This window comes from Saccharothrix sp. ALI-22-I (assembly GCF_001984175.1).
In the GTDB taxonomy this organism is placed as follows: domain Bacteria; phylum Actinomycetota; class Actinomycetes; order Mycobacteriales; family Pseudonocardiaceae; genus Actinosynnema.
Genome location: NZ_MTQP01000068.1, coordinates 311,251 through 334,716, shown reverse-complemented (window position 1 = coordinate 334,716; position 23,466 = coordinate 311,251). Strand labels below are relative to the sequence as shown.

At 68.7% G+C, this 23,466-nt stretch carries 23 protein-coding genes, 3 tRNA genes and 1 pseudogene; 17 read left to right on the top strand and 10 right to left on the bottom strand.

What is annotated here, in order from left to right; all coding sequences use genetic code 11:
- Positions 1-72: 72 nt before the first annotated feature.
- Positions 73-687 (top strand): annotated as a pseudogene (locus ALI22I_RS38255) (M28 family peptidase); the annotation flags it as partial.
- 178 nt (positions 688-865) lie between these two features.
- Complete coding sequence (locus tag ALI22I_RS38250; protein WP_238598767.1) at positions 866-1,144, top strand: tyrosine-type recombinase/integrase; 279 nt, start codon at positions 866-868, stop codon at positions 1,142-1,144.
- 76 nt (positions 1,145-1,220) lie between these two features.
- Here ALI22I_RS38250 and ALI22I_RS38245 read toward each other — a convergent pair.
- Together ALI22I_RS38245 and ALI22I_RS38240 are read right to left on the bottom strand one after the other, a co-directional pair.
- Positions 1,221-1,305 (bottom strand) — tRNA-Ser (locus ALI22I_RS38245).
- A 17-nt stretch (positions 1,306-1,322) separates the two neighbouring features.
- Positions 1,323-1,793: a MarR family winged helix-turn-helix transcriptional regulator gene (locus tag ALI22I_RS38240; protein WP_238598766.1), complete on the bottom strand. Its 471-nt coding sequence runs from the start codon at positions 1,791-1,793 to the stop codon at positions 1,323-1,325.
- A gap of 129 nt (positions 1,794-1,922) precedes the next feature.
- On the opposite strand from ALI22I_RS38240, the gene ALI22I_RS38235 reads away from it, so the two are divergent.
- The 3 genes from ALI22I_RS38235 (at position 1,923) to ALI22I_RS38225 (ending at position 5,567) form a co-directional block, all read left to right on the top strand.
- Positions 1,923-3,650: a bifunctional metallophosphatase/5'-nucleotidase gene (locus ALI22I_RS38235; protein WP_077010470.1), complete on the top strand. Its 1,728-nt coding sequence runs from the start codon at positions 1,923-1,925 to the stop codon at positions 3,648-3,650.
- A gap of 557 nt (positions 3,651-4,207) precedes the next feature.
- The gene (gene ypfJ, locus ALI22I_RS38230) at positions 4,208-5,110 is read left to right on the top strand and encodes a KPN_02809 family neutral zinc metallopeptidase (RefSeq protein ID WP_077010469.1); all 903 of its coding nucleotides are present in this window, start codon (positions 4,208-4,210) and stop codon (positions 5,108-5,110) included.
- 55 nt (positions 5,111-5,165) lie between these two features.
- Positions 5,166-5,567, top strand: a complete 402-nt coding sequence (locus tag ALI22I_RS38225) for an HIT family protein (RefSeq protein ID WP_077010468.1) — start codon at positions 5,166-5,168, stop codon at positions 5,565-5,567.
- Here the strand turns inward: ALI22I_RS38225 and ALI22I_RS38220 are convergent.
- Complete coding sequence (locus ALI22I_RS38220; protein WP_077010467.1) at positions 5,494-5,868, bottom strand: MarR family winged helix-turn-helix transcriptional regulator; 375 nt, start codon at positions 5,866-5,868, stop codon at positions 5,494-5,496. The genes ALI22I_RS38225 and ALI22I_RS38220 overlap by 74 nt on opposite strands.
- A gap of 6 nt (positions 5,869-5,874) precedes the next feature.
- On the opposite strand from ALI22I_RS38220, the gene ALI22I_RS38215 reads away from it, so the two are divergent.
- Positions 5,875-6,252, top strand: a complete 378-nt coding sequence (locus ALI22I_RS38215) for a hypothetical protein (protein WP_077010466.1) — start codon at positions 5,875-5,877, stop codon at positions 6,250-6,252.
- Positions 6,253-6,519: 267 nt separating this feature from the next.
- Positions 6,520-7,269, top strand: coding sequence for a sulfite exporter TauE/SafE family protein (locus ALI22I_RS38210; protein WP_077011135.1), 750 nt, complete (start codon positions 6,520-6,522; stop codon positions 7,267-7,269).
- Between the two features lie 21 nt (positions 7,270-7,290).
- Here the strand turns inward: ALI22I_RS38210 and hisC are convergent, their stop codons facing one another.
- Complete coding sequence (gene hisC / locus ALI22I_RS38205; protein ID WP_077010465.1) at positions 7,291-8,358, bottom strand: histidinol-phosphate transaminase; 1,068 nt, start codon at positions 8,356-8,358, stop codon at positions 7,291-7,293.
- Positions 8,359-8,479: 121 nt separating this feature from the next.
- Between hisC and ALI22I_RS38200 the strand changes: the two genes are divergently transcribed.
- The 7 genes from ALI22I_RS38200 to ALI22I_RS38170 all read left to right on the top strand — a co-directional run bounded on the left by ALI22I_RS38200 (position 8,480) and on the right by ALI22I_RS38170 (position 14,511).
- Positions 8,480-9,157 (top strand): dienelactone hydrolase family protein, encoded by a 678-nt coding sequence (locus ALI22I_RS38200; RefSeq protein ID WP_077010464.1) that lies wholly within the window; start codon positions 8,480-8,482, stop codon positions 9,155-9,157.
- Positions 9,158-9,334: 177 nt separating this feature from the next.
- The gene (locus ALI22I_RS38195) at positions 9,335-9,925 is read left to right on the top strand and encodes a hypothetical protein (protein ID WP_077010463.1); all 591 of its coding nucleotides are present in this window, start codon (positions 9,335-9,337) and stop codon (positions 9,923-9,925) included.
- On the top strand, positions 9,925-11,361 hold the full coding sequence (locus tag ALI22I_RS51490) for a PPE domain-containing protein (RefSeq protein ID WP_077010462.1): 1,437 nt from the start codon (positions 9,925-9,927) through the stop codon (positions 11,359-11,361). The genes ALI22I_RS38195 and ALI22I_RS51490 overlap by 1 nt, the downstream gene beginning before the upstream one ends.
- Positions 11,358-12,122 (top strand): ESX secretion-associated protein EspG, encoded by a 765-nt coding sequence (locus tag ALI22I_RS38185; protein ID WP_077010461.1) that lies wholly within the window; start codon positions 11,358-11,360, stop codon positions 12,120-12,122. The genes ALI22I_RS51490 and ALI22I_RS38185 overlap by 4 nt, the downstream gene beginning before the upstream one ends.
- Before the next feature lie 59 nt (positions 12,123-12,181).
- Positions 12,182-14,179, top strand: coding sequence for an acetoacetate--CoA ligase (locus ALI22I_RS38180; RefSeq protein WP_077010460.1), 1,998 nt, complete (start codon positions 12,182-12,184; stop codon positions 14,177-14,179).
- 127 nt (positions 14,180-14,306) lie between these two features.
- Positions 14,307-14,396 (top strand) — tRNA-Ser (locus tag ALI22I_RS38175).
- 39 nt (positions 14,397-14,435) lie between these two features.
- Positions 14,436-14,511: transfer RNA gene (locus ALI22I_RS38170), tRNA-Arg, on the top strand.
- A 106-nt stretch (positions 14,512-14,617) separates the two neighbouring features.
- Here ALI22I_RS38170 and ALI22I_RS38165 read toward each other — a convergent pair.
- Both ALI22I_RS38165 and ALI22I_RS38160 read right to left on the bottom strand, forming a co-directional pair.
- Positions 14,618-15,832: a site-specific integrase gene (locus ALI22I_RS38165; RefSeq protein WP_077010459.1), complete on the bottom strand. Its 1,215-nt coding sequence runs from the start codon at positions 15,830-15,832 to the stop codon at positions 14,618-14,620.
- Positions 15,829-16,506 carry a helix-turn-helix transcriptional regulator gene (locus tag ALI22I_RS38160; protein WP_077010458.1) on the bottom strand — a complete coding sequence of 226 codons (678 nt, stop codon included), beginning with the start codon at positions 16,504-16,506 and terminating at the stop codon, positions 15,829-15,831. Before ALI22I_RS38160 ends, ALI22I_RS38165 begins: the two co-directional genes overlap by 4 nt.
- 103 nt (positions 16,507-16,609) lie before the next feature.
- Here ALI22I_RS38160 and ALI22I_RS38155 point away from each other — a divergent pair, with 103 nt between their 5' ends.
- On the top strand, positions 16,610-16,837 hold the full coding sequence (locus tag ALI22I_RS38155) for an AlpA family phage regulatory protein (RefSeq protein WP_077010457.1): 228 nt from the start codon (positions 16,610-16,612) through the stop codon (positions 16,835-16,837).
- 72 nt (positions 16,838-16,909) lie between these two features.
- Here ALI22I_RS38155 and ALI22I_RS38150 read toward each other — a convergent pair whose 3' ends face one another.
- The 3 genes from ALI22I_RS38150 to ALI22I_RS38140 form a co-directional block, all read right to left on the bottom strand.
- Positions 16,910-17,857 (bottom strand): HNH endonuclease, encoded by a 948-nt coding sequence (locus ALI22I_RS38150; RefSeq protein ID WP_083752310.1) that lies wholly within the window; start codon positions 17,855-17,857, stop codon positions 16,910-16,912.
- Between the two features lie 386 nt (positions 17,858-18,243).
- A complete protein-coding gene (locus ALI22I_RS38145; protein WP_077011133.1) occupies positions 18,244-18,501 on the bottom strand; it encodes a zinc finger protein in 258 nt (85 codons plus the stop codon).
- The gene (locus tag ALI22I_RS38140) at positions 18,501-19,355 is read right to left on the bottom strand and encodes a helix-turn-helix domain-containing protein (RefSeq protein WP_077010456.1); all 855 of its coding nucleotides are present in this window, start codon (positions 19,353-19,355) and stop codon (positions 18,501-18,503) included. The genes ALI22I_RS38145 and ALI22I_RS38140 overlap by 1 nt, the downstream gene beginning before the upstream one ends.
- A 102-nt stretch (positions 19,356-19,457) precedes the next feature.
- On the opposite strand from ALI22I_RS38140, the gene ALI22I_RS38135 reads away from it, so the two are divergent.
- On the top strand, positions 19,458-19,913 hold the full coding sequence (locus tag ALI22I_RS38135) for a DNA-processing protein DprA (protein WP_202971158.1): 456 nt from the start codon (positions 19,458-19,460) through the stop codon (positions 19,911-19,913).
- Positions 19,914-19,942: 29 nt separating this feature from the next.
- Positions 19,943-21,220, top strand: a complete 1,278-nt coding sequence (locus tag ALI22I_RS38130) for a hypothetical protein (RefSeq protein ID WP_083752309.1) — start codon at positions 19,943-19,945, stop codon at positions 21,218-21,220.
- An 11-nt stretch (positions 21,221-21,231) separates the two neighbouring features.
- On the opposite strand, the gene ALI22I_RS38125 is transcribed toward ALI22I_RS38130, so the two are convergent.
- Positions 21,232-22,860: a relaxase/mobilization nuclease domain-containing protein gene (locus ALI22I_RS38125; protein WP_143532650.1), complete on the bottom strand. Its 1,629-nt coding sequence runs from the start codon at positions 22,858-22,860 to the stop codon at positions 21,232-21,234.
- Positions 22,861-23,466: the final 606 nt, after the last annotated feature.

Below are 23,466 nucleotides of genomic sequence, written 5' to 3'. Positions count from 1 at the left end.
CGGCGATGCTCGCGCGGCGATGCTCGCGGCGCCAGCGTCCCTCGCATTAGTCACGGTGCCGGCCGTCAACGTCGCCTCGGCGGTTCGCCGAAGGTCAACAACGCGGTGCGGTTCGGCTGGTGGGGCGCCGAAGAGCTCGGATTGATCGGGTCGACGAAGTACGTGCAGTCGTTGACGTTCGAGCAGCAGTTGGACATCGCGCTGTACCTGGACTTCGACATGATCGGCTCCCCGAACGTCGGGTACTTCGTCTACGACGGTGACGACTCCGACGGCGTGGGCGCGGGCGCCGGCCCGTACGGCTCGGCGCAGATCGAGAAGGCGTTCGTGGACCACCTGACGGTCGAGAAGGCCGTGCCCACCGAGGGCACCGACTTCACCGGCCGTTCGGACTACGGCGAGTTCATCAACCAGGGCATCCCCGCCGGCGGCCTGTTCACCGGTGCGGAGGTCCTCAAGACCGAGGCCCAGGCAGCCAAGTGGGGCGGCACCGCCGGCATCGCCTACGAGCCCAACTACCACGGCGCCGGCGACAACCTCGGCAACGTCGACCGCACCGCCCTGGACCGCAACTCCGACGCCATCGCCTGGGTGACCGCGTCCTACGCCATCAGCACCGAGGACGTGAACGGCGTCCCAGCGCGTTCTGAACGCGCCCAGGCCCGCGCGGCAACGTCCGCGCCCTCCACCTGGAAGACGACCACCACTCACACGCCGACGTGGCGTAACCACTTCTCCACCGGGGCCGGTCTCCTTGTGCAGGGGACGGCTGCCCGATCAGCGCTTCGAGTTGCTCGTGAGCCACAAGGAGGCACAAGACAAGGAGCGGGAAGCCGCAGGGGACCTGTGGCAGGGAGGCGACTGGATGTTCACCCAGCCCAACGGCAAACCGCTTGACCCTCGGGCGGACCACGACGAATGGAAGCGGCTACTCACGGACGCTGGCGTCCGGGACGCTCGGCTGCACGACGCTCGGCACACCGCCGCGACAGTCCTGCTGCTGCTGGGCGTGCGCGAACGGGCGGTGATGGACTTCATGGGCTGGTCGAACACCAAGGTCGCTGAGCGGTACATGCACGTCACCGCAGCCATGCGGGACGACATCGCCGGACGGCTGAGCGGGTTCCTGTGGACCCGCGAATGAGACTGTGAATGAGACTGGACAGGACAAGGGCGGCTCACCGACTGGTGAGCCGCCCTTGTTTTTGCTGGTCAGACTGCGGAAGCGGAGGGATTTGAACCCCCGGACGGTTGCCCGTCTCCCGCTTTCAAGGCGGGTGCATTCGGCCGCTCTGCCACGCTTCCCGGTGTGCGGCAGCAGGTTACCCGTCCAGGGACCGCAGGTGTGTGATGACCCGGTCGAAGACCTTGGCCACTACCTCCTGCTCGTCGCGGGTCAGCAAGTCGATCATGTGCTCCCGCACGCCCTGGACGTGTGTCGGGGCGGAGCCTTCCAGCAGGGTCATGCCCTTGTCCGTCAGCTGCGCGAACACCCCGCGTCCGTCCTCGGGGCACTCGCGCCTGAGCAGCAGGCCTTCCCGTTCCATCCGGGCCACCTGGTGCGAGACGCGGCTCTTGGAGGACGCCACCTCGTCCGCCAGTTGCGACATCCGCATCCGTCGCCCCGGCTGCTCCGACAGCCGCACGAGCACCTCGTAGTCGGACAGCGACACCCCGTGCCCGTCCTGCAGTTCACGGTGCAGCCGGTCGGCGAGCATCGCTGCCCCGACCACGTAGTTGCGCCAGGCGCGCATCTCCCCATCGTCGAGCCAGCGCGGCTCCTGCTCAGTCACATCAACAGGCTATGCCGGAGATCTCCGTTAACGGACGATCCATGAACATGTCTGGTGTAGGTCATCTTCGAGAGGCAAACTCCTGCGCCGTACCGCGCCCTCCTACCGGGGCGCCGCAGGGAGGAACGCATGACCTCGTTCAGACGCACCGCGCAGCGCTCCGCCGCGCTCGCGGTGACCGCGGCGGCCGCGCTGGCGGTCACGCTCGTGCAGAACCCCGCACTGGCCGACAACAAGCCGCCGCGCACCGTTGACGTCCGGCTGATCGGCATCAACGACCTGCACGGCAACATCGAGCCCCCGACCGGCTCCTCGGGCCGCGTCACGTTGTCCGACGGCACGCAGGTCGAAGCGGGCGGCGCGGCGTTCAACGCCACCCACATCAAGAACCTCCAGGCCGAGGTGCGCAACTCGGTGATCGTCGGCCAGGGCGACCTGATCGGCGCCTCGCCGATCGTCTCCGCCCTGTTCCACGACGAGCCGACCATCGAGGTCCTCAACCAGGTCGGCATGGACACCACGGCGGCCGGCAACCACGAGTTCGACGAGGGCTACCAGGAACTGCTGCGCATGCAGCGCGGCGGCTGCCACCCGACCGACGGCTGCCAGTTCCGCGAGACCTACGACGGCGCGAAGTTCCCGATCCTCGGCGCGAACGTCACGCTGGCCAAGAACGACCGGCCCGCGCTGCCCCCGTTCTGGGTGGAGTTCCGCGACGGCGTCCCGATCGGCTTCATCGGCATGCCGCTGAAGGACGTGCCGATCCTGGTCGACCCGAACGGCATCAAGGAACTGGAGTTCGGCGACGAGATCGCCGCCGCCAACCGGTACGCGGACCTGCTGAACTGGCTCGGCGTGAAGTCGATCGTGCTGCTGATCCACCAGGGTGACAACACCGCGGGCGGCGGACCGGACGAGTGCCGCACGGTCGTGGGCGGCCCCGGCCGCAAGATCGCCGAGCAGGTCAGCCCGAAGATCGACGCGGTGTTCTCCGGCCACAGCCACCAGCACTACAACTGCACGGTCACCGACCCGGCGGGCAACCCGCGCCCGTTCATCGAGGGCCTGGCGTTCGGCCGTGAGCTGTCCGTGGTCGACATCAAGATCGACAAGCGCACCCGCGAGGTCATCCGCTCCGCCACGGTCGCCCGCAACCACGTGGTGACCAAGAACGTCACCGCGGACCCGGAGATCCAGGCGATCATCGACCTGGCCAAGTCGAAGTCCGGCCCGATCGCCAACCGCCCGGTCGGCACCATCGCGCAGGACATCCTGCGGGCGCAGAACCCGGCGGGCGAGTCCGCGCTCGGCAACCTGATCGCCGACTCGCAGCTGGCCGCCACCCGGGGCAACGGCGCGGTCCTCGCGTTGATGAACCCGGGCGGCGTGCGCGCCGACCTGCTCTACGCCTCCTCGCCCGCGGGTGAGGGCAACGGTGTGGTGACCTACGGCGAGACGTTCACCGTGCAGCCGTTCGGCAACATCCTGCAGACGGTGACGTTGACCGGCGCGCAGATCAAGGCGGCGCTGGAGCAGCAGTGGCAGGTCGTAAACGGCGCGACGCGGCAGATCATCCTGCAACCGTCGAACGGCCTGACCTACTCGTGGTCGGCGTCCGCGCCGATCGGTTCGAAGGTGTCGAACGTCGTGCTGAACGGAACGCCGTTGGACCCGGCCGCGAGTTACCGGGTCACGATCAACAGCTTCCTCCAGGGCGGCGGTGACGGCTTCAGCGCCTTCACCGGCGGCACCGCGATCACCGGTGGCGGCATCGACCTGGACGGCTTCAGCGCCTACCTGGCCGCCAACCCGAACACCACTCCGCCGGCGCTCGGTCGCATCACCGCCACGCCGTGAAACACGCCCTGTGAGCGGACGTGCGCACGTCCGCTCACAGGGCGCTCACGGTGCGCGACGACTGCCCACTGAGCCGGATGAATCTCATTTCACCAGTTCAGGGGCTTCGCCAGAGGTTGCGCGCTAGGCCGAACAGGCGCATCCTCGTAACAGGACCTGCCACCGGTGGAACCCGAGCTGAACCGCCGGCGGCACGCCCGGAAGGGGTAGGTGGTGCGGTGCAGGTAAGTCCTCGCGGTGACGAACCAAGTTCGAACCGCAACCCCGCGGGCGGAGCGGTTATGAGACCGGCCCGGTCGCGAACGTGAGCGGTTCCGACGAGGTTTTCGAGCGCACGACGCCACCGGCGCCATCGCCGCGCTTGACGTGTTGACCCCGGAAGTCTGAGGGCGTCGTCTCCACCGTCGACGCCGACCGTGGTCCACGCCGACCTCGTCACGAACGGGTTTAGTCACTTCCACATGGGAAAACCCCGGGTGCGGTGCCCCGACGTCGGGTCCCGTACCCGGGGCTTATCGTTGTGCGGCTTCTGTGGCCCCCTGGTTGGAGGACGCGCGGTGCAGTTCAACGAGAACGCCGAACTCGACACGTCACAAGTCACCGACCAGCGAGGCGTCGGCGGACGAGTCGCCCTCGGCGGCGGTGGTCTGGGCATTGTCGGCCTGATCCTCTACTTCGTGTTGTCGCAGCTCGGCGTGCCCGCGCAGCTGCCGTCCGGCTCCGGGTTCGGCGACGTCGGCCAGAACGAGCAGGTGGGCTCCGAGGCCATCGGGCAGAAGTGCCGCACCGGCGCGGACGCCAATCGGGAGGCCGACTGCCGCGCGGTGGCGTTCATCAACTCGATCCAGGCCTACTGGACCGACCAGTTCGCCCGTTCGGGGCGCACCTACCAGGCCGCGCAGACGAACTTCTTCTCCGGTGGCGTGCAGACCAGGTGCGGCAACGCGACGTCCGCGGTGGGCCCGTTCTACTGCCCGGCGGACGGTCAGGTGTACATCGACCTGGGGTTCTTCCAGGAGATGCAGCAGAAGTTCGGCGCGACCGGCGGCCCGTTCGTCGAGGCCTACATCCTGGCGCACGAGTACGGGCACCACATCCAGAACCAGCTGGGCACCTCCGACCGGGTCAGCTCGCGGTCCGGGCCGACGTCGGACTCGGTGCGGCTGGAGTTGCAGGCGGACTGCTACGCGGGCGCCTGGGCCAACCACGCGCAGAGCGTGCCGACGGCGTCCGGGCAGCCCCTGATCACCAACGTGACGCAGGACGACGTGAACGCGGCGCTCGACGCGGCGGCCCGGATCGGCGACGACTTCATCCAGGGCGAGCTGGGCGGCGGCCGGATCGACACCACCCAGTTCACCCACGGCACGTCGGCGCAGCGCCAGAAGTGGTACACGCTGGGCTTCGAGACCGGCGACCCGGCGCGCTGCAACACCTTCGACACCAACGACCTGGGCTGACACCGACGACCTGCGCTGGCACCGACGACCGGCGGTAACGGCTACCTTCGGACGGGTGCGCCAAGACTGGTACTGCGACGAGGTCATCCCCGGCCGGGTCGAGGTCGACGTGGTGGCCGAGACCGCGACGGTCCTGGCGTTCCGGCCGCCGCGGCCGGGGTTCGGGCGGGAGCACGTGATCGTGGTGCCCAAGGCCCACGTCTCGTCGCTGCTCGACCTCACGCCCGCGTTGGCGGCCGAGATGCTGGCCGTGCTCCAACAAGCGTCGGCCCAGGTCGTCGCCCGGCACGGCGGGTGCCAGGTGCTCACCACGCTCGGCGACGAGCAGCACAACAAGCACCTGCACTGGCACATCGCGGCCGGTGACGGGGTGGCGCGGTTCGTCACGCCTGCTCGGTCAGCACCTTCGAACACCGCGCCAGCAGCGCCCTCAGCGTCTCCCGCTCCTCCGCGCTGAACTCGTCGGCCAGCCGTCGCTCGACGGCGGAGGCCCGCTCGTCGGCCACCTCGAACGCCGCCCGCCCCGCCTCGGTCAGCCGGGTCTCCAGGACGTTGCGGTGCACCTCGTGCGGCACGCGGACGATCAGGTCGGCCGCCTCCAGGTTGCGCAGGATCGTGGTCATCGTCTGCGGCGTCACCCGGCAGCGGCGGGCCAGTTCGGCGGCCGACACGCCGGGATGGTCGTTCAGCACCAGCAGCGCCGCGTACTGGGCCACGGTCAGCCCGGCCGGCCGTACGGCCTGCTGTTTCACCAGCATCAGCTCGTGCTCGCCGTCCGCTACGACACCGGCGCGCTGTTCAAGGTCACCCACGACGGCCGGGTCTCCGAGGTCGCCCTGGACCGACCGCTGGTCGGCGGCGACGGCATGGACCTGCGCCCGGACGGCACGCTCGCCGTGGTCACCAACGCACTCGGCGCGCCGGGCGAGCCCGCCGTCAACGTGCTCCGGTCGGACGACGACTGGCGCACCGCCCGCACCGCACACCGCACCGCGCCGTGGGCCGACGACGAACCGACGACGATCGTCCGATCACCCCACGGCAGTTACGTGGTGGACGGCAACATCGGTGCGCTGGTCACGGGCGCCGGACTGTCCGATGTGTACACATTGCGCCAGTTTCGGGAAACCGCTGTCCGCTGACGTCGGCGACCGGTAGCTCCCCGCTGTGAAGGCCCTGGCCCGGCGGCGACTACCGGGACAAGGCCACCGGCAACGGCTTGTTCACCGTGGACGTGGTCGCGGACGGCACGGCGCGGGCCACGTTCGTCGTCGCGCCCGGCGCAGTACGGCGTAGTAGAGCTCGAAACTCCCGTTCAGGTGGGCGCGGTGTCGTGGGTGCCACACCGCGTCCCACCTGACGTGGTGTTAGCGTCGCTAACCAACCGCGATAACCAGGGGAGAGTGGCCGTGACGACGCTGGAGGCGATCGTCGTCGTCCTGGCCGGTGTGTTCGCCGGCGGGATCAACACGGTGGTGGGCTCCGGCACGCTGGTGACGTTCCCGGTGCTGCTGGCCGTCGGCTACCCGCCGGTGGTGGCCAACGTCTCCAACAGCCTCGGCCTGGTGCCCGGCTCGCTCAGCGGCGCGTTCGGCTACCGGCGCGAGCTGACCGGCCAGGCGGGCCGGATAAAACGGCTGCTGCCCGCCTCGGTCCTCGGCGCCGTGGTCGGCGCGATCCTGCTCGTCACGCTGCCGGAGACGGCGTTCTCCGCGATCGTCCCGGTGCTGATCGCCATCGCGCTGGTGCTGGTGGTCGCCCAGCCGTGGCTCAACCGCAAGCTCGCCGAACGGGAGCGGCACGAGCACGGCGGGGTGGGGCTGTGGATCGGCGTGTTCCTCGCGGGCATCTACGGCGGCTACTTCGGCGCGGCCCAGGGCGTGCTGGTGATGGGGCTCATGGGGGTGCTGATGAGCGAGCACATCCAGCGGATGAACGCCCTGAAGAACCTGCTCACCGGGATCGTGAACCTGGTCGCGGGCGTGCTGTTCATCTTCATCGCCGACCTGGCGTGGCTGGCCGTGCTGCTGCTGGCGGTCGGCTCGGTCATCGGCGGTCAGCTCGGCGCGAAGATCGGCCGCCGACTCCCACCCGCCGCGTTGCGCGCGGTGATCGTGGTGGTGGGAGTCGTGGCCATCACGCAGATCCTCACCCGCTGAAACACCCAGCCCGGCGAATGCTCAGCCGGCGAACGACTTGGCGGCGGCGAGGAACGCGTTGTTCTCCTCCGGCTCGCCGATCGTGACGCGCGCGCCGTCACCGACGAACGCCCTCACGATCACCTTCTGCGCCAGGCAGTGCTCGTTGAACGCGGCGGTCCGCTCACCCAGCGGCAACCACACGAAGTTCGCCTGCGACTCCGGCACCTCGAACCCGGCCTCCAGCAGCTCGCCGCGCACCCGCGCCCGCTCGGCCACGATCGCGCGGCACCGTGCCATCAGCTCGGCCTCGGCGTCCAACGACGCCATCGCCGCGACCTGGGCCAGCGCGTTCACGCCGAACGGCACGTAGACCTTGCGCAGCGCCTCGGCGACGGCGGGGGAGGCCACCGCGTACCCGACGCGCAGCCCGGCCAGCCCGTACGCCTTGGAGAACGTGCGCAGCACGGCCACGTTGTCCCGACCCGCCGCCCACTGCTCCTTCGCCGATTCCACGCCGTCCGGCACGTCCGGGTCGTCCACGAACTCGCGGTAGGCCTCGTCGATCACGACGAGCACGTCCGACGGCACCCGCTCGATGAACCGCTCGATGTCGGCCCGGCGCAACGCCGTCCCGGTCGGGTTGTTCGGGGTGCACACGAACACCAGCCGGGTCCGCGGGGTGATGGCGTCGGCCATCGCGTCCAGGTCGAGCTCGTGGCCCGAGGTCAGCGGCACCCGGGTCTGCTGCGCGCCGACGACCGCGGTGATGATCGGGTACGCCTCGAACGAGCGCCACGCGAACACCACCTCGTCCGCTTCGGTGCACGTCGCCTGCACCAGCTGCTGGCACAACGTCACCGAGCCGCAGCCGACGACCACCTGCTCGGTGGGCACGCCCAACTTGTCGCTCAACCGCGCCACCAGCTCCGTGGCGGCGGTGTCCGGGTAGCGGTTCACGGCGGTCGCCGCGTCCGCGATCGCCCGCACCACGCTGGGCAGCGGTCCGGCCGACACCTCGTTGCTGGCCAGCTTGATCGCACCGGGAATGGTTTTGCCGGGCACGTATGCGGGCAATGCAACGAGATCGGCGCGGGTTCGCACGGTCATCCAAGGACTCCCTTCGGGGTTCTGAGCTGGACGTTAGCCCGTGGAAGACCCGGATGGGGCATACCAGCCGTACCGATGCTCACGTTGACTTCCGTTCACCCCCACGTGGAAGGGTTGCCTCATGACTCCTACCCGCACCGAGACGCTCTCCCTCACCGACGGCCGCGAGCTGCGGCTCACCGTCGCCGAGCCGGAGAACGCCGTCCGCGGCGGCCTGGTCGTGCTCCACGAGGCGCGCGGCGTGACCGACACCGTCCGCGGTCTGGTGAGCGGACTCGCCGCCGAGGGGTGGTTGGCGGTGGCGCCGCACCTCTACGACGAGGTGTCCGGCGACGAGGCGCCGGCCATGGTCAGCACGCTGTCCGGTGAGGCCGTGCTGGCCGACACCGACGTCGCGTTCGTCTGGCTCGGGCAGCAGGGCGTGAGCCAGGACCGGATGGGCGTCATGGGCTTCGACCTGGGCGGATCGGTCGCGATGGTGGTTGCGGGAAGCCGAACCATCGGTGCCGCGGTGACCGTCGGCGGTGGTGGGATCCTCGAACCGCTGTCCGAGGGGCTGCCGTCGCTGGTGGAGGTGGCGGAGGAGCTGACGTGCCCGTGGCTGGGCCTGTACGGCGACGACGACGCCGAGATCCCGTTCAGCGACGTGGAGAAGTTGCGCGACGCCGCGGCGGCGGCGGCGGTGGCGACCGACGTGGTCCGGTTCTCCCACACCAGCCACCGGTTCGACACCACGCCGGAGGTCAGCGCGGAGGCCTGGCAGCGGGCGTTGAACTGGTTCGATTCGCATCTCCGTTAAGCCTCTGGACGGCGGCTTGGAACCGAACGGGCTTCCCGGTACATCTAAGGGAGGCGTCCGGAACGCCTGATTCGGTCGACGCACGGCTAACGCGCGGTGGGCCTGCGGCGAATCGCAGTGCAGGGGGTAGTGATGAGCGACGGGAACACGGTCTCACTCGGAGCGGGAGCACCAACGGTGCAGATCCCGCCAGGCTTCACGCCGTCCGCGGCGGCGCAGCCCGCGGCCGCGCCACCTGCCGCGGCCGATGCGCAGGCTGTCGCCGCGCCGGTCGCGACGCCGGTGGCCGACGCGGGCGCCACGACCGTCACCCTGCCCGGCGCGGCCACCACCGAACCCGTCGCGGCCGCGCCGGTCGTCGGGGAGAGCTTCGCGAAGGCCGCCCAGACCGACCTGGACAAGGCCACCACCGCGCTGGACGCGGTGGACAAGGACGCCGTCCAGCTCGACCTGGACAAGCAGGGTGTCGCCGACCTGCTCAAGCTCGTGTCCCAGGCCCGCAGCCTGGTCGACGAGGTGCACAGCAAGGCGGTCAACAACCTCGACGTAGAGCTGAAGTTCGGCAACAACTGGGTGAGCGAGGCGATCAGCAGGCGGCTGCGCGAGGTCGCGGTGGGCAACGAGGAGTCGGCGGTCAACGTGATCGGCGACTTCATGCAGGTGCTCTTCGAAGTCGAGGAGACCATCCGCGAAGCGGCGCGGAACCTGGAACGGGCCGACGACGATGCGGCGGACGCCTTCGGATCCGCGGGGGAGGCCAAGGGCTGATGGGCGACAACAAGCACGGCGGCAACCACGGTGGACAGGGCCACGGCGGTGGCGGTCACCAGGGCGTCCAAGGGCAGGGCGGCGGCCAGTACAACACCGGCCAGGGACAGAGCGGCGGTCAAGGGTACGGCGGTGGTCAGGGCTACAACGGTGGTCAGGGCGGCGGCCAGGGCAATGGCGGCGGCTACGGCTACGGCGGCGGTCAGGGCGGCCACCAAGAAAAGCCCGACCTCGGCCAGAAGGTCGACTGGATGACCTACAGCCACCAGCGGCTGTGGGAGATGCTCAACACCGGCGTCGACCTCAAGGCGGCCGGCAGCGCACAGGCCGACTGGGCGGCCGTGAGCAAGGTGCTCGGCGACGTGCAGGAGCTGCTGGCCAAGGCGATCGGCCAGTCCACCCAGGCCTGGGAGGGCCGGTCGGCCGAACGCGCCCGCGAGGCCCTGGAGTCGGTCGAGAAGTGGGCGCTCAACACCAGCGAGCACGCCGACAACGTGGCCAAGTGCATCGCCACCGAGATCGAGCACGTGCAGACGGCGCGCGAGATGATGCCGCCGCCCGCGCCCGCGCCGCCGGTGGTCACGCCGGTCGCCGACGTGCCCGCGACGTCCACCCCGACCCCGGTCGCCCCGCCCCGGTCGCCGCTGGTCGGGAACCGGTTGGCGGACTACGGCACGCTGACCCCGGTGGCCGACGAGAGCCTCGCCGCGAGCCCGCGGCTGACGAGGGTGCCCAGCGCGTTCACCGGTATCGACACCGTCGCCGCGCCCGCGGTCGACTCGGTCGTCACCGCCGACGCCACCCACCGCCAGGCCGCCGAGGTCATGGCGATGTTCCAGCTCAACTCCTACGAGGTCGACCGGACCGTGCCGTCGTTCAGCCCGCCGACCAACCCGGTCGCACCGCCCCCGCCGCCCTCCGTGGTCGTCCCGACGACCCCGTCCGGTCCCGACGGCGGCGGTACCAGCGGCGCCGGCGGCCCGGTCGTGGTGAACAACAACAGCAACACCCCCGGCGGACCCGCCACCAACCAGCGTCCCGGCACGGCCCCGCAGTTCGGCCGCGGCGGCTTCGCCGGTGGTCGGGGCGGTGGCTACGGCGGCGGTCGCGGAGCCATGCCCATGCCCACACCCGTCGGCGCGGCCGGCGGTGGCGGTGCCCCGATGAGCAGCCCCGGCGGCACCACGGGTGCGCTCGGCTCCGACCGCGGCGGCTCCGGTGCCAACCCGGGCAGCGTGACCAGCAGTTTCCAGGCGCCCAAGTCGGTGACGCCGCAGTCCGGCATGATCGGCGCCGCGCCGATCGCCGCACCGCCGCCCGTCGCCGGTGGCGGCGCCAACGACGACCGGGACCGCAACCGTCCCGGTTACCTGGAGGACGACGACAACGTCTTCGGCGTCGACCGCAAGGCCGCACCCCCGGTGATCGGGCTGTGACCGAACGCGTCTTCCGGCTCAGTGAAGTGGAGTTCTTCCTGCTCTGGCAGGCGGTCCACCGCGACGCCCACCCGGTGCCGTTGGGCACCAGGCACTTCGGGCACACCCAGGGTGAGCGGGCCAGGCTGATCGAGACCGCGTCCCGCGACCTCGCCGGACGCGGTCTCGGCACCGTCGAGCGGCCGGACGAGGAGCTGTACGGGCTGCTGCGCGGCCTGGCCGAGTTCGAGATCGGCCTGGAGGTCTTCTTCACCCTGCGCGGCGAACAGGCGCGCGGCCTGGCCACCGCCGCGTGGCACGGCGCGTTCGCCGGACGGCTCGGCGGCCAGGTGCAGGTCACCGGGTTCCGGCCGACCGCGCTGGCCGCCACCACGGTCAACACCCTGCCGCCCGCGCCGCCCGGCGCCGGCCGGTCGGTGAACGTGAGGTGGGACGACTACCTGGCCGCGGGCAAGGCGGGGGAGAGCGACGGCACCACGGGCTTCCTGGACCGGCTGCGCGACGTCGGCCTGCGCGAGCCGGAGGCCAACACCCTGATGCGCGCCGTGACCACCCGCAACGGCGGCGGCCAGGTCGGCGTGATCGCCCGCAACCGGGCCGGGTACCTGCATCCCACCGGCGCCGTCGTGTCGTGGCTGGACACCGCCGAGGGCCGGTACCTGGTGCGGCGGGACGACGGGTGGCTCGTCGTGGCGCCCACGGACGCGCAGCGGTTGATCTCCGCGGTCGAGGGACTGGTGGCGGGCGCCGGCCGGAACTGACCCGGTGTGTGGGTGGTGACTGTGGTTCCGGGCCGTCCGATCGGCTAGGAACTTCAGGTATGACCGAGATGCGTGCCGGCACCGCCGCCGGCGAGCCAGAACTCCTGTGGCGCCCGGACCCCGATCGGGTCGAGGACAGCCGGATGACCGCGTTCCGCTCGTGGCTGGCCACGTCCAAGGGCCTGGACTTCCCCGACTACCCGTCGCTGTGGGAGTGGTCCACCTCCGACCTGGAGGGGTTCTGGGGCGCGATCGCGGAGTTCTTCGAGGTGGTGTTCCACAGCGCTCCCACGCGCGTGCTGGACGCCCCGGTGATGCCCGGGGCGTCCTGGTTCCCCGGTGCCACCCTGAACTACGCCGAGCACGCCCTGAGGGGCCCGGAAACCGACTTGGCGGTGGTGTTCCACCGTGAGGACGGGCTGTCGTCGCAGCTGACTTACGGCGAGCTGCGTCGTCGGGTGGCCGCCGTGCGGGCCGGGTTCGTCGCTTTGGGCGTGCGTGCCGGTGATCGGGTGGTGGCGTTGGTGCCGAACTCGCCGGAGGCGCTGATCGCGTTCCTGGCGGCGGCGTCCCTGGGCGCGACCTGGTCGTCGTGCTCGCCGGACTTCGGGGCACGGGCGATCGCGGACCGGTTCACCCAGATCTCGCCGACGGTGCTGGTGGCGGTCGACGGGTACCGGTACAACGGGCGGGCGTTCGACGTGCGGCCGACCGTGGAGAAGCTGCGCGCGGAGATCCCGTCCCTGCGGGCGACGGTGATGATCGACTACGTCGGCGGCACCCCGTTGCCCGGCGTCGTCACCTGGGATTCCCTGCTGTCCGAGCACGACGGCGCACCACTGGCCTTCGAACCGGTGCCGTTCGACCACCCATTGTGGATCTTGTACTCATCAGGGACCACCGGACTCCCCAAGGGCATCGTCCAGGGTCACGGCGGCATCGTCCTGGAACACCTGAAGATGCTCGCCCTCCACAGCGATCTCGGCCCCGGCGACCGGTTCTTCTGGTTCACCACGACCGGCTGGATGATGTGGAACTTCCTGGTCTCCGGCCTACTGGTCGGGTCCACGATCGTGCTGTTCGACGGCAGCCCGGCGCACCCGGACCTCAACGTCCTCTGGCACCTGGCCGAACAGCACCGCGTGACGTACTTCGGCACGTCGGCGCCGTACATCCAGTCGTGCCTGAAGGAAGACCTCCACCCCGCCAACCGCTACGACCTGACTGCGCTGCGCGTAGTCGGCTCCACCGGCGCACCCCTCACCCCCGAAGGCTTCCGCTGGATCGCGTCGGCAGTCGGTTCCGACATCCAGATCGCATCGGTCTCCGGCGGCACCGACCTGTGCACCGCCTTCGTGGCCGCAGCCCCCGACCTGCCCGTCTGGCTGGGCGAACTCTCCTGCCGCGCCCTCGGAGCCGCAGTCGAGTCCTACTCCGAATCCGGCACCCCGGTCGTCGAGGCGGTGGGCGAGTTGGTGATCACCAAGCCCATGCCGTCGATGCCCGTGTTCTTCTGGGGTGACGAGGACGGCTCGAAACTCCACGAGGCGTACTTCTCCACGTTCGCCGGAGTCTGGCGGCACGGCGACTGGATCAAGATCACCCGGCGCGGCTCGGCGGTCATCTACGGCCGCAGCGACTCCACCCTGAACCGAGGCGGCGTCCGCATGGGCACCAGCGAGTTCTACCGCGTCGTCGAAGGCCTCCCCGGTGTAGCCGACTCCCTCGTCATCGACACCTCCGGCGCAGGCCAGACCGACGGCGAACTCCTGTGCTTCCTGGTCCTGGCCCCCGGTACGACCCTGGCCGCCCTGGAACCCAAACTCCGAGCCGAACTCCGCACCAACCTCTCCCCCCGCCACGTCCCGAACAGGTTCGTCGCCGTAGACGAGATCCCCAGGACCCTGAACGGCAAGAAGTGCGAGGTCCCCGTCAAGAAGATCCTCGCCGGCACCCCACCCGAGCGCGCCGTCAGCCTCGACGCCCTACGCAACCCCGCGTCCCTGCGCCCATTTCTCGACTTGGCACGAGATCTACCTCACTCCACCGCCCCCTGACCCCCTCACAAGCGCCTCCCGACGCCCCCCTCCACCCCTCTGACCAGCCCAGACACCGCAAGGAGGGGGGCGTTTTGCTTGACCACCGGGGGCATGTGTAATCTATGCGTCGTAGCCGAGGGCTCCGGGAGGCTTCGCCTAGTCTGGTCTATGGCGCCGCACTGCTAATGCGGTTTGGGTTTATCGCCCATCCCGGGTTCAAATCCCGGAGCCTCCGCAACACCCGGCTTCGGCCGGGTGACAACTGAAGAACGATGCGCTCGTAGCTCAACGGATAGAGCATCTGACTACGGATCAGAAGGTTGCAGGTTCGAATCCTGCCGAGCGCACCAGAGTAAGTCCAGGTCAGGGCCTTGTTTCGGTTAACGGAACGGGGTCCTGATTTGTGTTGTGGGGGGCTGCTGTCTCACATCTTCACACGAACGCTCGTACTGCTGCTCAGCCGTAGAGCTTGCCGAGCGCCTCGGTGCCCGTGTGGAGATCTTCATCACTCGCGTGGACGTAGGTCGAGTAGGTGAAGGCCGTGTCGTAGTGCCCGGCCCACTTGCTGACGATCGAGATCGGCACGCCGGCCTTCTCCATCAGGCTCAGCGCCGTGTGCCGCCCTTCGTGCAGGACGATCCGCTTCACCCCCGCCCGCTTGGAGAGCCTGCCGAACTCGTCCGAGTACCACTCGGGGTGCACCGGCTCGCCAACCTCGTCCACGACCACGTAGCCGCTGCTGACGTAGCCCTCGCCGACCGCCAGCTTCTCCTCGGCCTGCTTGACCTTGAGCGTGTGCAGGGCTGATGCCGCCGCGACGTCGAGCGGGAGCTTGCGGAACCCGTTCTCCGACTTGGGCGGGACGATCAGCACCTTGCCCTCGACCAACACGCAGGCCTGCTGGACGTGCACGGTCGCCGTTCCTTCGACGTAGCAGTCGACGCACCACTTCACCTCGTGCTTGCCGCACTGCGTGGCGAACGTGCCGAAGTCGACGTCCTCGTCCCACCGCAGCCCGAGCACCTCACCGCGGCGAAGCCCGTACAGCGTCAGCCGCCAGGCCGCGTCCAACCGGTCGTCCTTGGCCTTGAGGAGGAACAGCCGCACCTCGTCCTTCGACCAGGTGTCAGGCTTCGCCGGCTTGTACTTCGGTGGCTTCACCAGCTTGGCGACGTTGCGCGCCACCAGCCCTTCCAGGGTCGCCATCTCGAACGCGGCCGTGAGCCTGCCCAACGTCAACCGCACACTGCGCGGCCCCAACCCTGTTCCCGGCTTGCCACCCCGCCGCCTCCCGGCCGTCTCCATCCAGGTGACCATCCGCTCGATGTCGGCTTTGGTGACCCGCTGGATCGGCGTGGCGCCGAGCTGCTCGCGAACGGGCCGGAGCGCGTCCCGGTAGCTGCGCTTGCTGGACACCCGGAGGTTCCGCGTAGCGCCCTCCAACCACCCATCCAGGTACTCGCCGACCGTGGTGTTGCTGGGCCGGATGTAGGTGCCCTCGTTGACCTTGTGGCGGGTCTTGTCGTACTCGGCGCGGGCCTCGCGCTTGGTGTCGAACGTGAACGTCTTCTGCTGCCGCTTACCCGTCTCCGGGTCGCGGCCGATGTCCACGACGAACCGGTATCTCACCGTCCCGTCCTTCAACGTGATCTTCTTGATCGGATCGCTCACTCGTCCTCTTCCGTTGGTTCGATGGGTTCCACGATCAGTCCACGCCGATCAAGCTCGGCCTGGACCTGCTGTGACAGCAGTCGGGTGATGTGCCCGCGGTGGGCCTGGCGCTCGTTGATGTCGAGGTCGCCAAGGTCGGCCAACTGGGCATCCCGCTCGTCGGTGAGCGTCCGCCTCCAGAGCTTCTGGGCGACGTCGACCACCGCCTTGGGCGAGACCCCGAGCCGCTGGGCAAGGGTGTTGTCCGCCTCGGTCCCCTGAACCTTGGCCGCGAACCACGCCTCACCCTTGGCCCGGATCGCCGACAGCCCGAACAGCTCGTCCCGGCGCGTCTTCGGATCCCACTCCTCCGACCGGCCACCGCTCGCGATCCCTCGGATGAAGTCCCGGATCAGCGGCCTGCTCAGGGTGAAGTGCTCGGCGACAGCCACCGGCCCATCACCCTCGAACAGCTCCGACAGCTCCACGTTGAACGTATGAGCGATCAACAGCACGTCGGCGAAGTTGGGGTTGGGTCGCTCCCCAGCCTCCAGCGCCGCAATCTTGCTGCGGCTGAACGGGATACCCCGCCGCGAGAACAACCGGGCCGTCTCGTGCTGGGTAAGCCGCGCCAGCTTCCGCAGGCGCTCCAGGTTCTCCCCGACGACGGCACCGACCGACTGCGGCTCTGTCACCTCGCCGAGTATGCCAGCTCGTTAGTTCGCTTGACAGACAGGCGAAGGTCGACGCACACTCGAATGGAGTAATGGCGGGTTCAACGATCGGGGGGATCGTTCGATGACCAGGCAAAACAACGACACATGGCGCCCGACGCTCGATGAGGTCAGGCGCTGGCCCGCGACAGTGAACGTGGCGAAGGCGGCGAGCGCGTTCGGCATCTCACGCAGCCACGCCTACGAACTGATCGCCACCGGTGACTTCCCAGCCAGGGTGATCAGGTTGCGCCGTAGCTATCGCGTAGTAACGGCATCGATCATCCGCAAGCTGTCGGACGACGCAGCCTAGGGACCAATAGCTGTGGCGTAGCCAGGCGTTGCTGGCGGACGCCCCGCCGGGAACGGGCACACAATTGTCAGCTCAGCTTCGGTGCATGGCCCAGTGCTTCGCGATCCAGCCCTCTTGGCGCGTGGTGAGTTCTACGTGCAGCTTCTCGCCTTGGAGCTGGCGGTACTCGGGGTAGCAGCCGATGGCCTCGGAGACGTCGATGGTGTGGTCCCGCGGATCCACGGCGAGATGGCCGAGGTCGAAAAGGCGGTGCACGTCGCGCCGAAGCAGGAGACCGCCCTGGTCGTGATGCCGACCGTCGGCGGCGAAGCTGTTCAAGTGGGCTGCTTCGAGCGCGGCGTGCGGGGTGGGGCCGGTGAACGCACACTTGTCGCCGTATTCCTTCAGCAGGTGGCTGCGGAAGGCGCCCTGCCCTCGCCGTACGCGCACGACCGCCGTGGTGTGACCGCCCCTCAGCGTGGTTGCCAAAGCGGCCTCGACCGGTGACAGGGACGGTCGGCCCGGTGCCGCCCGCACGGCCTCCTGGAACCTCGCGTAGTCGAGTTGGCGGATGCTGAGCTGTGACTTCGGCCGCGTGCACAGCCCGCGCAACCGATCACTGGTCAGCTCCCCGGTGAGATCCACCCAGGCGACCTCGTGGTGTGACCGATAGGTGGTGACGTCTTTTCGGATGGTGACCACCTCCGCCACCTCGAACGTGTGGGTGCACTTGTAGCACCGGTAGGGCGGGTGCTCGGTCTTGCGCAGCTTGATGCTCGCCTTGCCGCAGCGCGGGCAGCGGTGGAGGGCCTTCTCCTCCTTGCCGGTGACGACCTTCTCGATCACCGAGGCGCCGAGCAGGACCTTCTTGTCCCACAAGACGATCACGTCGCCCGCCTGCGGTAGCTGGTGGTTCGGGACCGAGCTGTCCCAGCTGTAATGGGCGGCTGGCGCGTCGTCGTAGCCGTCGTTGCTGCGGCGCGGCCGGTCGTCCCCGACGGCGAGCATCAGCCACGCGCCCCGCTGTTCGTCCGTCTGCACGTTTCCCCCCACGATGACGGAACTGCTCCGTGGAGGTCATCGCCACACACTCGTGTTGCGTTAGGCGGGTCTAGCACTTCGCCGGTGGCGGGGCGTCCCAGACATTCACCCTCTCGGTGAGCCGTGCGCTGCCGGTCAGCGCCATGAGCTGCCAGGACGTGTAGACGACATGCGTCCGCTGTTCTGCGGTGTCGGGTTATGGGAGCGGTAACGGCTGGCCGAACGGCAACACTGACTCGGCGAGCGGCAGAAGTTGCAGCGTCCAGTAGGTCAGCCACACGCCGCCGTAGTCGGAGTGGAGGCGCGCGGAGCGCGCGGCCTTGGATGAAGCAACCTTGCGGAGTCTGACGGTACGACATCGGCGTCCTACAGCGCTCGTCGCGGCGTCATCGAACGGGCTCCTTGCTTACGTGCCGCCCGGAGCTGGTGGGGCGAGGGAACGGCAGGATGCCCTCCGCGGCTCGCCATGCCGCGTCGCAGTCCGTACAGGTGGGCCAGCACCATTGACCCTTGGTGGGGCGGTTGTCGGGGACGACGAGCGCTTCGCCGCACAGGGTGGTGGCGTCGTCATGGGCGACCAGATCCGCTTGGATCGCGTGACGCCCGCCGTTGTGCGGGAGCCAACGAAACGGCCGCAAAGCCATCACCGAGCCTCCCGGTCGTAGGCGTCGGCCCAGCGGGCGAAGATGTCGCGCGACTGCTCGGCGGTGAAGGCGAGGCTGGCGAGGCGGCGCACCTTCGCTTCGTAGGTGGCAACGGCATGAGGAGCGTCGTGGAACACGGTCGCTGCGTCGGTCTCCACGTAGGCCAGTGGCTTGGTCGGATCGGCGAAGATCAACACTGTGGCCGGGTGTCGCAGAGCGACGTGGGAACGGGCGGACATTGGGATGACACGGGGACTCGTCCTCGCCCAGCCGCACATCAAGGTCAGGCGCAGCATCTGGTCCCGCATGACCTTGGGACTGCCCACGACCTGGCGTAGGGCAGCTTCGTGGATATAGAGGACTGTCTGTGGGCCGTTGGGACGACGGAGGATGTCCTGACGTGCCATGCGGGCCTCGGTGACCGCCTTGTCGTCGGTCAAGGCGTGGGCGTAGTCCTCGGTCTGGGCGAGGCTCGGAACCATGAGCGGTTCGTAGGCCGTGACCGTCCGGGCCGCTTGTTCGTGCAGGGACAACACCAGCAGCGAGTCGGGGGACCGGTCGTGCAGACGCAGGAAGCTGCCTGTCTCCGGCTCGCTCGCGATGGCCAGGATGCGGTCGCGGGTCGGCTTGTCCGCACCGCACCGCCCCAGCAACGTGCCGATCTCACACGGGCTCGTGCCGCGACTGCCGGTCTCCAGCTTGCTGAGCTTGCCCAGCGACCACCCCAGAGCCTCGGCGACGAAAGTGGACGACATCCGGGCACGATGGCGGACACGGCGCAGCTCCTCACCCAGCTCCCTGCTGCGAGCCGTGCTGAGCCGAGCGGGCTGCTTCTCCTCGGTCGCGGTCTCCATGACTTCCCTTCGGCGCGCGAACGGCTTGCCGAGTCATGAGATCGTTCTGGTGCACGTCGGCAGCAGATGACATTCGATGACATCGCGGAAAGGACGGCCCGAGTGGTTCGCACCATCACCATCACGGGAACGCGTTCGATATCGGCGGAAGACGACGACCGCCTCGACGTGCTCTTCGATGACTACCTGCTGCCGTTCGGCAACGCCCACTTCTACATCGGAGGCGCGGCCGGGATCGACACCGCCACCCTCGACTGGCTGGCCGAGAACACCTCGGCAACCCTGACCGTGGTCGTCCCCTGCACGGTCATTGACCAGCCGCAATCCGCCTCCTCAGCGATCGCGTCGTGGCAGGGACACAATCGACTGGCCGAAGTCATCGAGCTGGCCGCGCCCGATCTCGACACGTCGGCCTATCACGCCCGCAACCGGTACATGGTCGATCGGAGCGACTTCGTGATCGGCTTTCCGCGAGGCACCGACCAGACGTCCGGCACTTGGTACACGTTGAACTATGCCGCCGATCGGGGAAAGCCTCGGCTGGTCGTACCGGTCTGACGTGGAATGGGTGCTCTAATGAATCGGTGATGGCCGTCGAAGGTGAACTCGGAGCCGCCGGCCTGCGCAGGCTGCGCGAGTCGCGCGGCTGGTCCTGGGCAGACCTGGCCAGAGCACTCCGCGACACCGCCCGCGAACTCGGCATGGCCTCCCAGTCCACGCTCCCGGTGACCAGCATCCAGCGCACCGTCGCCCGCTGGGAAAGCCCGACCGACCGCACCAAGCCAGGCGACCGCTACCAGTACCTCCTGGCCCGGATCTACGCGAAGACCCCGACCGGCAACTGGGACCTCGGCACCGGTTCCGACTTCGCCAAGCTCCTCGACGCGCTCCGCGACTTCGGCACCTCACCGCAGCGCATCGACCGGCTCATCGACTCGATCACGCACGCTCGACCCAGCCCGCCCAATCCGGCACGCGTAGCTGATGACCTCGTTGACCACTTGGCCGTCACGGTCGCCGACCTCAATCAACAGGTCGGCTCAACGCCATTCGTTCGCCTCCAACTCCAACTGGCACCAGTCCTCGATGCCTGCCGCTCGCTGCTCACTGGGTCGAAGCCGGCCACCGACTTGCTGATCTTGGCTACCGACGCCTACGCGTTGGCCGCCCGCCTCGCGTTCGAGACGCGCGACGACGACGTCGCGATGGCGCTCTACCGCGACGCCGAAGCCACCGCCGCCCGCCTACCCGACCGCAGCCGCCTGGCGGCCGTGCGCACCAGCCACACGATGGTCACCCTGCATGCCACCGACGATCTCAACGCTTCACTCCAACTCGCCCGCACTGCCACCGTCGATGCCCACCGCGGCTCCAGCCATGCCATCCGAGCCCGTGCTCACGCCATCCACGCCGAAGTCCAAGCCCGCGCCGGCAATCCCAACGCCGCAGCCATCGCCCTCGACCGTGCGTGGAAGACCGTCGACCAGCTCTCCCTGGACGACCCGTTCGCCGCCTTCAACGCCCACAGGGTCAGCGGCTTCGAGGGCCTGTGTGCCCTCTACAGCGGCCAAGCCGACCACGCCAATGAGCTGCTCACCCGATCGCTGTCCAGCCTCGCCGGCCCACGTGACGCGGTCCAACGGGGCATCGGCGCCACCGACCTCGCCCTGGCTCGCCTCGCTCTTGGCGACGCCGCAGCGTGCGTCACCCTCCTCCACGAAGCCGTGGACATCACCGCCACCACTGGCGGCCGAGTGCCAGCCCAACGCATCGGCCGTGCACGCAGGCACCTGCGCTCGTGGCGCGAGGAGTCCTTCGTCGCCGAGTTGGACGACCACATCCACGACACGCTGCTAGGTCGGTAAGACAGCCACCTTCAATGGCCTGGTCCACGGGGCCGCTGAAGTTTCGGTACCACCGGCTTCCCTCCCACCAGCGGCCGCTGAAGCCGTGTCCTGCTCACCGGGGTGGTGGTCGAACGCCTGACAACAACGTGCACCCTTGCGTGCTCCGCATCTCTGAACTCATTCAGCGCGGGAGCCACTCGACCGGCCGCAGCAGCCTGATGGATTCGATTGCGAGCCTGAAGCCAGATCGCGATCCGTGCGATCAGCAGCACCAATGCCGCGAGCAGGGCAAGCGCAGCCAGCGCTTCATTGCCGCGCGCAGTCAGAACCCCGACTGCGGCGATTACCCTCGCCGCCTGGCGCAGCTTGCGGGCCAGCGGTCCGATCTGTTCCGGTAGAACCCGATGTGGTGTTCGTGCCGCCCGGTCGTACTGCGTGACCAGTTCAGTCAGCACACCGCCCGAGCGCCCTTCCCGTCCCCGGGCCAAGGCCGCCAGCACCTCGCCAGTGGCATGCGCGATCCCGCCCAGATCCTCGTGCGGGGTGCCGGTCCGCAGTACCTCGGCAACGTGCTCGACGACCTTGGTGCTCGCCTCCATAGCCGTCTGGCGCTGCTCAGGCGTGGCCCACGCGCCGTTGATCCGTTCCAACGCATCGGGCGGCGGTATAGAAGCCCAACGCTCGGTGAGCTTCGGCCAACTCAGGTCAGCGGCGAGCTTCGACCCCGAGTACCTGATCGGTTTCGACTTCCTGGTGCGATCCTTGTGCAAGAAAACCGTGTAGCCGAGCACTCGGCCGCCATCACCAGCCACGGCCTGCGGGTTCAACCCTTCCCGCTTCAGCTCACGCAGGAACTGCTCACCACTCCTCGTCGTGGCAGCGACCTGCGAAACGACAAGCCGCAACTCCTCCCGAGCCGTCACCTCCCACCCCAGCCGCTCAGCCTTGCCCTTCTCCTGCCGAGTAGGCGCCACCGGGGCGGTCTTGTCGATGCTGGCCGTGGGCGTCAGGCCAAGCTCACGTTCCAGCGCCTGGCACTCCTTCCGCAGGGCCAGGAAATCCCGGTAGGGCGTGAACTGCTTGCCGGTGACCTCGGAGACGAGCGTGGCCATGAGGTGAATGTGGTCGTCAGCGTGCCGCACAGCGATCCACCGACACCCGGCCTGATGAATCCCAGTGGCCTTCATCAACCGCTCAGCGATGCCCTCCCACTCCTCATCGCTCAACATCCGATCCCCAGGATGAAGCCGAACCGGCGTGTGCCACACGTACCCAGGCCGCAGCACCACAGCCTTCTTCCGAGCGTCCCACTTGTAATACCGAACCCAAGCGGGCGCATCCGGAGGCACATCCCCAAGCCGAACGCGCTCAGCCCACTCGTCAGTGATTGCCCGCGGAGTGCTCAACGGCAACCCAGCCACATTCGGCCATTCCTGCATGGTGGTAATGAGCGGCCCGAGCACGAAGTCGAACTCGCCCGGCTCTTTCAGCTCACCGTCCACCGGCACCGCAGGTGCCTTCTCAGGCTGGTGCAACCACAACGCACCATCCCAAGCCGCAACAACCCGAGGGTTCCTGTGCTCCTCAGCCTTGCCCGGCCCGAACAGATATCGAATCAACCCGGCAGGCCGATACCCCCGCACAACCTTGGCGATCACCGCCGCAGTTCCGACCAAACCCGAGCGGCAAGCGCGCTGTATGACCGCACCGCCCTGTCCACGACCCGAAGCATGGTGCCGATCGCGGCAACGCTGGGAACCTGTCCAGTCGAGTTAGCGACCTTGGCCACCTGGTTGAGGCTGCCACCCACATTGGCGAGCACCCGCCGACCCTCACGAAGCTCCACGACCAGTTCACGTACCTGGTCGTCCCCAAACGACGACTCACCACGAAGCTTCCGCACGGCAGCCTCATACGCAGCCTGCTGAGCCCAAGCCCCTGGCTTCATCCCCTCAGCAGCGGCGACCTTGCACAGATCCGCCCACTCAGCATCGGTGTACCGCAAAGCCCCACGCCGAGACCGCCGCTCACCAACAGCACGCTCTCGGTAGCCAAATCGCTCCTGCTCATGCCCACCCATGACCGTGTCCCCCCGACACTGGCTAGGACGACGCCGCTCCTGGCGTCGTCACCACCAGCTAGGTGGGCCACCTGGTGGTCTTCATCTGCTCTTGTCTAGTGCTCTACCCCAGGTGTCAAGCTTGCCATGCTGTGTCGATGTCCAGGAGGAAGAGGCACTCTTCCTCCTATCTTGCTCTTCGGCG